General features: G+C 56.1%; 9 protein-coding genes and 1 pseudogene. 3 read left to right on the plus strand and 7 right to left on the minus strand.

Annotation, left to right across the window (positions count from 1 at the left end):
* Positions 1 to 261, plus strand: a pseudogene (locus AC221Y_RS14145) (acetate/propionate family kinase); the annotation flags it as partial.
* A 53-nt stretch (positions 262 to 314) separates the two neighbouring features.
* On the opposite strand, the gene AC221Y_RS14150 reads toward AC221Y_RS14145, so the two are convergent.
* Positions 315 to 1,103, minus strand: coding sequence for a Crp/Fnr family transcriptional regulator (locus AC221Y_RS14150; RefSeq protein WP_486707564.1), 789 nt, complete (start codon positions 1,101 to 1,103; stop codon positions 315 to 317).
* Between the two features lie 398 nt (positions 1,104 to 1,501).
* Between AC221Y_RS14150 and AC221Y_RS14155 the strand changes: the two genes are divergently transcribed.
* Together AC221Y_RS14155 and AC221Y_RS14160 are read left to right on the plus strand one after the other, a co-directional pair.
* A complete protein-coding gene (locus AC221Y_RS14155; protein ID WP_486707565.1) occupies positions 1,502 to 1,702 on the plus strand; it encodes a dodecin family protein in 201 nt (66 codons plus the stop codon).
* Between the two features lie 304 nt (positions 1,703 to 2,006).
* On the plus strand, positions 2,007 to 2,687 hold the full coding sequence (locus tag AC221Y_RS14160) for a DUF6064 family protein (RefSeq protein ID WP_486707566.1): 681 nt from the start codon (positions 2,007 to 2,009) through the stop codon (positions 2,685 to 2,687).
* 204 nt (positions 2,688 to 2,891) lie between these two features.
* Here AC221Y_RS14160 and AC221Y_RS14165 read toward each other — a convergent pair whose 3' ends face one another.
* The 6 genes from AC221Y_RS14165 to AC221Y_RS14190 form a co-directional block, all read right to left on the minus strand.
* Positions 2,892 to 3,098: a cold-shock protein gene (locus AC221Y_RS14165; RefSeq protein WP_486707567.1), complete on the minus strand. Its 207-nt coding sequence runs from the start codon at positions 3,096 to 3,098 to the stop codon at positions 2,892 to 2,894.
* A gap of 267 nt (positions 3,099 to 3,365) precedes the next feature.
* A complete protein-coding gene (locus AC221Y_RS14170; protein ID WP_486707568.1) occupies positions 3,366 to 4,316 on the minus strand; it encodes a 1-phosphofructokinase family hexose kinase in 951 nt (316 codons plus the stop codon).
* Positions 4,317 to 4,708: 392 nt separating this feature from the next.
* Positions 4,709 to 5,563, minus strand: coding sequence for a helix-hairpin-helix domain-containing protein (locus AC221Y_RS14175; protein ID WP_486707569.1), 855 nt, complete (start codon positions 5,561 to 5,563; stop codon positions 4,709 to 4,711).
* A 349-nt stretch (positions 5,564 to 5,912) separates the two neighbouring features.
* Positions 5,913 to 6,938 (minus strand): TAXI family TRAP transporter solute-binding subunit, encoded by a 1,026-nt coding sequence (locus tag AC221Y_RS14180; RefSeq protein ID WP_486707570.1) that lies wholly within the window; start codon positions 6,936 to 6,938, stop codon positions 5,913 to 5,915.
* 164 nt (positions 6,939 to 7,102) lie between these two features.
* The gene (locus AC221Y_RS14185; protein ID WP_486707571.1) at positions 7,103 to 8,329 is read right to left on the minus strand and encodes an ABC transporter substrate-binding protein; all 1,227 of its coding nucleotides are present in this window, start codon (positions 8,327 to 8,329) and stop codon (positions 7,103 to 7,105) included.
* A 184-nt stretch (positions 8,330 to 8,513) separates the two neighbouring features.
* Positions 8,514 to 10,502, minus strand: coding sequence for a BTAD domain-containing putative transcriptional regulator (locus AC221Y_RS14190; protein ID WP_486707572.1), 1,989 nt, complete (start codon positions 10,500 to 10,502; stop codon positions 8,514 to 8,516).
* Positions 10,503 to 10,812 lie beyond the last annotated feature (310 nt).

Consider the following 10,812-nt stretch of genomic DNA (forward strand, 5'->3'; position numbering starts at 1 on the left):
TCGCTGGTGGCGGCGATGGACGGTTTGGACGCTTTGGTTTTCACCGGCGGCATCGGGGAAAACTCGTCCGTTCTGCGCTCTCGCATCTGCAAGGGGCTTTCCTGGCTTGGCATCCGGATAGACGAGACAGCCAATCGGGACGGATCACGCGATTTTGCGGCGACGGACAGCAATGTGCGCCTGATGAGAATTCCCGCAGACGAGGAAATGAGCTTGGCCCGCGCGGCGGCAACTGTTCTTTCCGTATCCGACCCCGCCTGACCCGCCAGATATCCGGCCTCACACAGACAGGAAGAATGTCACCAATTCACGGGTCAACCGGATTGATGGCGCATCAGGGGTCGCCAAGACCATTGGTGCGGCGGAACGATTTTCTGCGACAGAGACCCGGAATCGACGTCAGCTATCTTGGACAACAACGCGATATCAATGATTTTGATGTCCATGTGGTCTTTCATGGAAATAATGTTCTGGCCCACAAGTCGGCGCAGGGTCCGGCAGACATGCACCGAAGAAAGACCAAGAAAATCACCAAGTTGCTGCTGTCTCAGCGGTATATGAAAGCTGTTGGTGACCGCCGGGTCGCTTGCATGGAGGCGGGTGAAAAGCTCCAGAAGCGCATACGCCACCCTCTTTTCAGCGCTGCCTTTTCCCAGTCGCAGCATCCGTTCGGATATCCGTGCCCGCGCGGCCGCTGCCATTTTGGCATCGAAGCTGTGGGCCTCTGGCGACCTTTCCATCAATTCATTCCATGCGGCGACGGGCACGACCGCGACGGTGGCTCCGGTAATAGCCTTGACGCTAAGCGCACAGGTAGCGCCGTCCGCGCCGGCCACATCCACGATATCGCCCGGAAGGGCGAAATCGATGATCTGTGTCTGGCCGTCTTCGAGGGATTTCGACAGCGACAGCCAACCGTCCAGCACGCAGAAGATGGCGCTGTGACTATCTCCCTCGAACTTCAGAACACTCGCCGATGAAACATTTCGCACGTTCGATCGGAAAGCTGCCTCAAAGGCGCGCCCACCTGCTCTGCCGGTTGAAAACTGAACCCATGGTATCGATTTTCTGGCTTTGCTGTGGGAGAGCGATGCGCCGTTCATGGTGGCTATTCCTTTCAAAACCTTGGCATCAATTGCTCTTCACGGACTGCGTTGCAATGCGACGTGAAGATGGCCAAGCGACTAATTAAAAACACAATGATCAAAACTGATCTGCGTTGACACTAGGCGTTGATCGACCGGGAGGCCTTGATCTATGTCAACACAGGCTGTGCATGAAGGTTAATCCGCCGCTAATCTGATGGTTCGAAATGCTGATAGCTCTTAAGGTTTCTGCAAATAACATGAGCAGGATATGACCTGCACCGCTCCTTTGGCGTCTTGCCGAGCAGCCTGCTGCGATTAACCGCCGTCAATGCATTGGACGGGTTTTTGCGCTACGAAAAAGCGATGGGCTCGTCCAATGCCGAGCCGCCGTGAAAGCCAAAGGAAAGTAAAAAATGTCTATGCTAAAAGTAATCGAAGTACTGGCCGAATCCGACAAAAGTTTCGAGGATGCCGCTCAAGTGGCCGTGACAAGGGCCGGCAAAACCGTCCACAATATCAAGTCGATCTACATCCGGGAAATGACAGCCACGGTTGAAAACGGCAAAATCAAAACCTACCGGATAAATGGCAAGATCAGCTTCGCGCTTGACTAGGAGCAAGCGGCAAAAAGGGAATTCGTGACGTCACCTCGAATGTTGACATCCGCGTATTTTGGACTTGTCTGCAGACCTTCGGTCGAGCCCTTTTTGTGGTTGATCCGTCGATCATCAAAGTGGCCGTCGATCGCGATCTTTTCGCTCTCGGCGGCAAGGTATGATGAACGGATCTCCGCCTCAAATAGCCGCTGCCAAAGATTGTCGGCATAAAGGCTCTGATCGCAGAACCGGAAGCGCAGCAGTCGGCTGGCTTTTTCGCTATAACCGGTTCTGACCCAAAAAGAGCCGAGGAAGTCCTGCCATGCCATTCACGACAGATGAATTCTTCGCCGTCTTCGTCCAGTACAATATGGACATCTGGCCGCTTCAGATCGGCACCTACGTTCTGGGGCTTATTGTTGTCGCCTTGCTGTTCTGGCGCAACCGCGCATCAGGCATACTCGTTTCGACGATCCTTGGCTTCTTCTGGCTTGTTAATGGTGCGGGCTATCATTGGTCGCACTTCTCGGAAATCAATCCGACCGCCTATGCATTCGGTGCGGTGTTTGTTTTGCAGGCTGCACTGCTTGGGATTTCTCCGCTGTTTTTTGGAGGTATCGAGTTCAGTGCCGAGAAGGACGCCCGAACGGTAACCGGCTTGCTCCTCGTTGCATTCGCGATGGCGGTCTATCCGGTTTGGGGCTGGATCGCGGGCCACAGCTATCCGGCGGCTCCGGTCTTCGGCGTGGCGCCCTGTCCCACCAACATCTTTACGATCGGCATTCTGTTGCTTGCATCCTGGCGCAAGGCGCGCTGGTTACTGATCATTCCCGCGTTGTGGGGCGCAATCGGCGGATCGACTGCGGTTCTTCTGAATGTTCCGCAGGATCTGGGATTGCTCGCTGCGCTTTTCGTCATTTGCGTCTTTGCGATTGGACATTGGCGGGGTAAGGCTTTTGCTGGGCACACTATCGAACGGCCGGCATCGGCGGGGTCGAAATGAGACCGCGAATGGGCAGGTTTTCATCGGCAATCCGCGCCCCTGTTGACCCGTGCTCACCAATTTACTCGACGGCTTAACGGCTCTGATGGCGCCCGTTTCTGCGCGAAATTTTCAATGGCCATAAATACAAAAAGGGCGGTCTGAACGTTGTCCAAACCGCCGCTTTAAGGTTCTCAAGTGACAGGAATTCCCGTCAAAATCAGCTTATGCCAGTTTAAGGGCAGTCGCAGATTCTTTGCCATTACGGCCAGCTTCCAACTCAAAAGTCACCTTCTGGTTGTCGTCCAAACCGGAAAGTCCAGCCTGCTCGACTGCAGAAATGTGTACAAACACGTCGCTGCCGCCATTGTCTGGCTGAATGAAGCCGAAGCCTTTATTTGCGTTGAACCATTTTACGGTGCCGTTAGCCATCCGTTTATCTCCTAATATATGCCACCCGCAAAACGCGGTGGCCTTGGTGCAGTGCGATCTTAAACTTGAAATCGACGATCTGCATAAGGAGACGGAAATTTCGGTGAAAGAATACTTCACTCGACTCAAATGGGCTAAAAGCGCCGCAATTACAAGAGGCGAATTAATATTTGTCGGCTCATTGGCCATCTAACGCGCTTTGCATTCGTCATCGGCGAACCTCAGCTCTAGGCCCGTTCCCAAAACTGCCGCTTGCGAGTGTCATCTCTACAGGGTGAATCTTTCACTTCGACATTGTGCAAACAGGGCATCGGCATCGGCCTGCGTGCACAGCGCAGTCCCCTCGGTGCTCACGGCGGCGCTGGCGCCTGCCACACCCCGACACAGCGCATCAGACAAGCCTTCACCCCGCGCCAAGCTCAGAGTGAACGCGCCGACAAATGTGTCTCCTGCGCCGATCTTGCTGCGCACCGCCACAGGCGGAGTCCGGCTGAACAGTTGTGTGTCGCGCGATGCCAGGACAGAGCCATCAGCACCCCGCCCGGTCACGACGATCTCGGCCACACCTTTGGCCACCAGCCCCGCGGCGAACCTCCGGCTGTCTTCGACCGTGTCCAGAGGGGCACCGGCCGCCATGACCGATTCCTCATGATCGATGCGAAGCACATCCAGCTGCACCGGATTCTCCAAAAGGTGATGCAGCGCCGCGCCCGAGACATCGACCACGAAGCGCGTTCCCTTCGGAACAAGAGCCGCCTTGATCTGTGCGACAAAATCCACGGGCAGGCCAGGAGCGACGCCGCCGCTGTAAACCGCGAACCCGCCCACCGGCGCGGTCTCGGCAATCAGGCGCATAAGCGCGGCGCCTTCCTCCTTCGTCAACGCATCTCCCGGGACGCTGAATCGGTACTGTTCGCCGGTGCTTTCATCAGTGACCGCAAAGCTCTGCCGGGTTTCTGCTTGCACCGTAACAGGCAGGCTTGCCACGCCCTCGGCGGCCAGCAACGACAAAAGCCGGTCGCCCATCGTGCCGCCGGCGGCCACCAGCGCAATCGCACGGCCACCCAATTTGTGTATTGCCCGGGCCACATTGATCCCGCCGCCGCCGGGATCCGTACGAGGCGCACGGCACCGCAGTTTCGGTCCGGGCACGACATGCTCCACCGACGTGGCCAGATCGACGGCCGGATTGCTGGTGATCGTCAGGATGGGCGGCATTGAGGCCTCCTAGTCTGAAATTTCGCAACAGACCCACTCGCCGCGTTGGTTTCGTACTTCGAACGAGAATGCTACACGTGAGTTGCCTTAATCCAGTCATCCCAAGGAACGAAGCGCGGAAGCCCCCATTTGACCGGTCCACGTTGATTGTTAGTGCATGATCGTTCTCTGGTCTATCCGGATGATCGTTTCGGGAAACTTTTCCTTGTAATTCCGGAGCGCTATTCAGCAGCCCTGCCCGCTTCAATCAAGTAACCCATCATAACGCGCCAAGTTCACGCTACGCGGCAAGATCGGCGCTGCAATTCAGCTTGAAATTCGTTCTCTATCATAAGCGGCCTTTCAGATTGAAGTGGATGTGGACGGAGGCATGGACGGCGATGAATGAAGGGTTAGGCATCGGTGAAATAGTGTTGCCTGCACTCTGCTTCGCGGCCACGGACAGTCCGCCTGCCCTCCAACGGGCCACGGGTCTCAGTAACAAGTGTTCGCTGGTGTTCCGGCCCGCCCGGCCGTCCGAAATAGATTACGACCCAATCATCTGTCCTCCCCAGCTTATGCGCCATCGCGGTGTTCGAAAACAGCGCGGTGAATGACCAGCCGTCGCGATCAATGTGAAAGATCGGCAGCCAGGCTTCTCCGGTCGGGTTAAAGCGCCGAGGTGCGATGCGCTCGAGGTCACCTGCTTTCGCCTTTTCACGATAGAGCGCATCGATTTCCAGCAGCAAGGCAACAGGCGGCTCTTCGTGATCACCAGAGCCACGCCGCCGGCGACGCGCAAGCATCGACGCAAGAGAGGCGCGGATCGAAGCCGCGCGCCGCGGTCCGATACCCTGAACCAGTTCGAGCCGGCCATCGTGCGCTGCGATCTCCAAGGCTTCGAGTGTGTCGACATGGAGTTCGTTCTGGATCGACCGCGCCGTAACGGCCCCGATACCCGGCACCATCTGGAAGAGCTTCTCGGGCTCCGCCTCGCCCCGCATCCGTTCCAGCTGAATCCAGCGCCCCGTCGCGACCATTTCATCGACTGCGCGGGCCAGACGGTTTCCGATGTTCGGCAATTCGATCAGTACCTCAAGGCCTTCACGCTCAAGGATGTCCGCAGGGTCTTCGTGAAGCGCACGGATGGTTTCCGCGCCCCTCCGGTAGGCCCGCACGCGAAAACGGTCCGCACCCTGCGCTTCTAGCAGCTGAGCGGCCTCAAGAAGGCGATCCGCAATCTGGTCACGAGAAATTTGACCTTTCATGAACTTTCATCCCACCACGAGGGCCCCATAATCAATCCAGTATGGACTCTCCTGACAAGCATTTCCATCGCCCCGATGCCAACTCAACTGACGAGATTGCAGACGGTATGGCCTGGATCGCCCCCACGAATTGCAGTGTTCAACAAAACATCACTTCGATCTTACTTAACCCACCGCTCCAACAGCCCGGCAGCGAGCCTTGCGGTCCGAGCCGTTTAACAACCGCACTGCTGACATAGCAGGCCTTTGAATCGGCATTCTGCACGGGTGCGGCCGGCGCTTTTCGGACCTTGGCGGACGGTGCGGAGAAGGACCGCTCTAAACTTAAATTAGTTATTCCGACCTCGGCTCAGTTACCCGGCCAAATTCCTTTTTCGCTGTAATAGCGTATGGCACCGGGATGGTATTCCACCCCGTCATACGGTGGTGCCATCCTGTCTGTGCTGAACGAGACGTACTGCGGTTCGCCGGTGATAAGAAACGCACTCGTATTCGCCGCGAGCGCCTTCACGATCTTGTAGACGAGGTCCTCATCGGTTTCGGTGCTGGCAGAGATCAGAATGTCGTATGCCATGGTTCTCGTTTCTTCGCCGACGCCTGGAAGGCGAGTATTGCGCAGACGCTCGAAGCCCGGCCGGCCCTCAAGTGGGTTCGTAATGACGACGGAGGCATCGGGAAATGCCGCTGTCATGGCAGCCACTGCCTCAGGATCTTCGGGAATTTCCAGCATCTTGATGCGGCTGTCCAGTCGCGTTCCTCTTTCGGCACCCAAGGCCGTGTCGGCCCCGATCAGTGCCAGGTCGAAGACGAGGGCCATCATCGCGTCGGCCCCGCCCTCCACGAATGCAGCCATGCCCTCCTCGGTACTCTGAAACTCGACTCCCACCACGTCCCCGGTGGTCAGTCCGCCAGCCGCAAGAAGTGCCGTCAGAGCCGCGCTTTCAGTCGCCTGGCTTTCGTAGCCAACCGGCACGCGCTTTCCGCGAAGCTCTCCAATGCTGTTGATGCCGGAGTCGCGACGAACGAAAAAAGCGGCGCGCATTTCGGCCAGGCGCGCCACTGCCCTCAAGTTCGGAAAGGCCGAACCTTCAAACTGCTCGGTCCCGTGGACTGCAGCCCGGAGTTCCTGGATACTGCTCAGACTGAATGCGAGATCCCCCGAACTCGTTAGACCGAGTTGTTTTCGGGCGCCGTCATAAGGCTGCGCGCGCGCGGCGACGCCGGCCCCCTGGGTTGCCACGCCTGCAATGACATATCCGAGATTGTTGGTAAATGATCCGGCCGGTCCAGTTCCAAGACCCACCGATTGGGCGCAGGCCACGCCGGCAACCACCATAGCGACTGCCGTTGCAGCCAGTGTTCTAAATAGAGCCATTTGCTCCTCCCGTTGCTTTTCCAGATTGAATTTCCCCTTCGAAACCCGCCCCCAGACTCAGTTGATCCCGCGGAAAATTCACATGATGCCGCCCGGCCACTCTTACGTGATCGGCCGATTAGTTCGCCGGAAAGGCTGTTATGCGCCACTCCGGCGATCGACAGTCAATTGGCCATTTCAGACGCATCGATGACGTCCCCGAACAGTTCCCAGCGTTCGCCGTTGTAGCGGATCAACTGCATCTGCTCGATCGGATAGAAATCCGTATCGCTGGTTGTCAGTGTAATTCCGGGAAGCGTCACGTCCAGTTCGACGTTCCGCATACTTGCGGCCGCCTTCATCACGCCATCGCGGGTGAGATTGTTGCAGGATGCCTTCAGCACGTGCTCGAGCGCCTGCGTTGCAGCGTAACCCATGACAGTGGACCTCGCGGTCCTGCTGCCTTCAGGGCGATATTTGTCCATGAAGGCATTCCACTTTTTCACACCCTCATCGTCCTTCCATTGCGGATCCTGAGAATCCTTAAGAAAGTTGGCCGAGATGATGCCCTCGGCGGATTGCAGATCGTCCGCCTCCAGCCTGGAAACAACCGACGTAGACACACTGGTGAGGAAGTGGACGGGCTCCCAGTCGATCTCATTCGCCTTCTCGATTGCCAGCGCAGTGAATTTCGGTATGGAAACGTCCAGAAAGATATCGGCTCCCGATGCCTTGAGGTTTGCAATCTGGGCATCGACGTCGGCATCAGAGGGAACATAGGGTTGTTCTGAAACGATCATTGCGTCGGCTTTGTTGCCAAGGCCGGCACGTAAACCCTTTATGTAGTCCTTACCGAAATCATCGTTCTGGTAGAGGATGCCAATCCTTCCATCCGGGTTGCTTTCCATGATATATTTCGCATAGATTTTACCTTCGGCCGCATAACTTGGCAGGAGGCCCATGGTCCAAGGGTATTTGTCGGGCTGACCCCATTTCGATGCGCCGCTGGAGACTAAGAGTTGCGGCACCTGCTTGGAATTCATGTAGTCGTGTATGGCTGCGTTGGTGCCGGTACCGATAACATGGAAGATCAAAAATACGCCGTCTTCCTCCACCAGCTTTCTCGCCTGCTCCAAAGTCTTGGGCGGGCTGTACGCATCGTCATAGGCGATAGCCTCGATCTGCCTTCCGCAGACCCCGCCTTCGGCATTCAGCATGTCGATATAGGCCTGATCTGTCTTGGTGACCTCAGAATAGGATGCTGCCGGCCCGGTGAAGGGCGCGATAAGACCGATCTTGATCGTCGTGTCGGTCACGCCGGTATCTTGCGCCCAAGCGCCTTGTACGGCAGTCGATGCTGACATTACCGCGCCGATCAGGCTAATCTTACAGAAATTGGTTACAAGTCTCATAACTAACACTCCTTATGATACTAATTGAAAAATTTAATTATACACGACATAAGACGCGTCCGTCTTGACGTGGGGCAACGCTCATGAAGGCCACGCAGATAAGCGTGACCCGAAGAGATCATCGAAGTCTTAAATGAAACCTTGCAGAAAAGTGGCCCACAGAAATTGGGCTAGACACGTGACCTCACGTAGCTCCCACCTCACCGAAATATCGGGAATAAGCGGCTAAATGTTTTTCGTTCACAAAGGGATAGGTCCGTTTCACATAGTCGAGATTGAATCCTGGCATCGCCGCTTTCAATATCGAGTATTCGCGTTTTGCCTCCGACAGTTCCCCGGCAGCGACAAGTGCTGCGATCAATCTTTGGCGACCGCGCGAATAGTTTGGATCGGCAAGCATGGACTTCCGCGAGTACTCAACCGCCTCAACAGGGTTGCCGCTGAGCAATAAGCAAGTTGAAAGGTCGCCACACAAGACCGACAATGAAGGCGCGTGAGGGTCCAGTTCCATCATGTATCTGCATTGCTCAACGGCTTCATCGAATTTCCCGCCGAATTCGAGACTGCAGACCAGATAATGCCGTGTCAGAATATCAGAAGGGTTCATATCCAACGATTTGCGCGCCGTAAGTTCCGCCACCGGGACATCGTGCTGCCCAAATAACTGAACGGCGGAGACGGTCGCCAAAGCGGAATAGTTTGCGCTGTCCAATTCGACTGCTTCCTGAGCGCGCTTCATTGCGCTCGCGCCGGAGGAAACCGGATCGGCAGACCAACTGTTTATGGCGGCGTGCCAGTGGCATGTTGCAATTCCGCTGGCGGCGTCGCTTGATGACGGGTCGCGCGCAAGCGCTTCGCGATACATTGCCATGGCGGCGACATTGTCTTGTTGCGCCCCATAAGCGTGTCCGTTTTGAAACTTGGTGACCCGCGCCTTGTGCAAAATTTCCCAGATCGTCAGCTCCGACGGTCTCTTTCGGTACAATCGCCTACTTTCAACGCGGCGAATTTCGGGCTCGATCCGGCGGGCAATTTCGTCGCTGATCCGGTCTTGAATTTCGAAGATATCATCGGCCTTTCCGTCAAACTTCTGCGACCATAGCAGTTGGCCGGTGGCAGAGTCATTGAGCTCTGCGGTGACGCGGTAGCGAGCCCCGCTTCTACGAACCGATCCGCCGATAATATAGCGTGCCCCGGAATCCCGCGACACCTCTTCCATCGAAACTTCGCCACCACTGGAATGCCCGCTTGTGTAGCGCCCAATAACGGGGAACCATCGCCACACAGCCAATCCATTGACCACGTCTTCGGTAATTCCCTCTGCGAAAAACACATCACTCGTTAAGTCGCTCAGGCAGCGAAATGGCAGGACCGCAACGGCTGCTCTGCCATTGAAAAGGCCTCCCAAAGAGGATGCCTGCGCTTTTGCAGCGGCAGGTTGAGGCCGCGTAAGCTCGGTTTCGCCCGAAATCAGTTCTTGATGGAGAGCAAGCATCCGATCTGAGGGGTCCACCCCTAGTTCGGCGCGCAGCAGTCTGGAAAACTCCGCGGACCTCGCCAAGGCCGCAGTCAGGTCACCGGAGGCCGCTAGCGCCTCAATAGCCAAACGGTGGCTGATTTCGCGCAGGGGATCGATGCGGATTGCGTGGTCGGCCCATTTGATCGCTTGATCGGGATACCCCGAACTCAGATGCTTCTGCGCAAGGCGGATAGTGGCACCGAGGGCTTCATTTTCCAGGGTCCTACGCTCGACTTCGATCCAGTCTTCAAATCCCTCGGATTTGGGTTCATGCGCGGCCATCAGCGGACCCCTATAAAGAGCGGCAGCCGCTTCCAGTGTCTTGGCAGTGTCAACCACGGCATTGTCTCGAAACTGCAGTACATCAACTTGAACCCTGTCGGGGACCAAACGAATTGAGCGTTTGTTCGACGCTATTGAGTCACCACCGAGAATTCGGCGCAACTGGGAGAGTTCCTGACGCAGACTGGCACGCGCCTGCTCTTCCGCACGCTCGGACCAGATCAGCCCCGCAGCCCTTTCCCGTGTAACTTCCAACCCATCACTCAGAGCAAGCAAACAGATCAAACATTCCGATTTTCGGCCAAGCGAACGAAATCTGGAGCCGTCATCGCCGAGTGCGCGAAATTCTCCAAGCAGTTGAATTTGGATCATGAAATGATTCTCCTTGTCAGCAAAGGTAACAGCAATCCAAATTTTTTACGTAAATTTCACGTTGTGATCGCAAATCGCTCTGGAAGATTTGCACCAGTATGACGCTGCTCCTGCATGGTGATCCCATCGAACCCGAACCTTGATGGAGATTAGACATGGCACATTTAAACACCGTTCATAGCACTCCCGGTGAATCCAAAATTTTCAATCCAATCAGATGGTTGGTCCACTTGGAATCCGAATACCGCGAGGCACAAAAGCTGAAAAGCACAGAAAACCGTCTTCTGGAAGATATGGGTATCCCCGCTCA

Source organism: Boseongicola sp. (assembly GCF_057460485.1).

Excerpts from the sequence above, each read along its gene's own strand:
- AC221Y_RS14150 (WP_486707564.1), bottom strand. The coding sequence starts at position 1,103 with ATGAACGGCGCATCGCTCTCCCACAGCAAAGCCAGAAAATCGATACCA.
- AC221Y_RS14155 (WP_486707565.1), top strand. The coding sequence starts at position 1,502 with ATGTCTATGCTAAAAGTAATCGAAGTACTGGCCGAATCCGACAAAAGT.
- AC221Y_RS14160 (WP_486707566.1), top strand. The coding sequence starts at position 2,007 with ATGCCATTCACGACAGATGAATTCTTCGCCGTCTTCGTCCAGTACAAT.
- AC221Y_RS14165 (WP_486707567.1), bottom strand. The coding sequence starts at position 3,098 with ATGGCTAACGGCACCGTAAAATGGTTCAACGCAAATAAAGGCTTCGGC.
- AC221Y_RS14170 (WP_486707568.1), bottom strand. The coding sequence starts at position 4,316 with ATGCCGCCCATCCTGACGATCACCAGCAATCCGGCCGTCGATCTGGCC.
- AC221Y_RS14175 (WP_486707569.1), bottom strand. The coding sequence starts at position 5,563 with ATGAAAGGTCAAATTTCTCGTGACCAGATTGCGGATCGCCTTCTTGAG.
- AC221Y_RS14180 (WP_486707570.1), bottom strand. The coding sequence starts at position 6,938 with ATGGCTCTATTTAGAACACTGGCTGCAACGGCAGTCGCTATGGTGGTT.
- AC221Y_RS14185 (WP_486707571.1), bottom strand. The coding sequence starts at position 8,329 with ATGAGACTTGTAACCAATTTCTGTAAGATTAGCCTGATCGGCGCGGTA.
- AC221Y_RS14190 (WP_486707572.1), bottom strand. The coding sequence starts at position 10,502 with ATGATCCAAATTCAACTGCTTGGAGAATTTCGCGCACTCGGCGATGAC.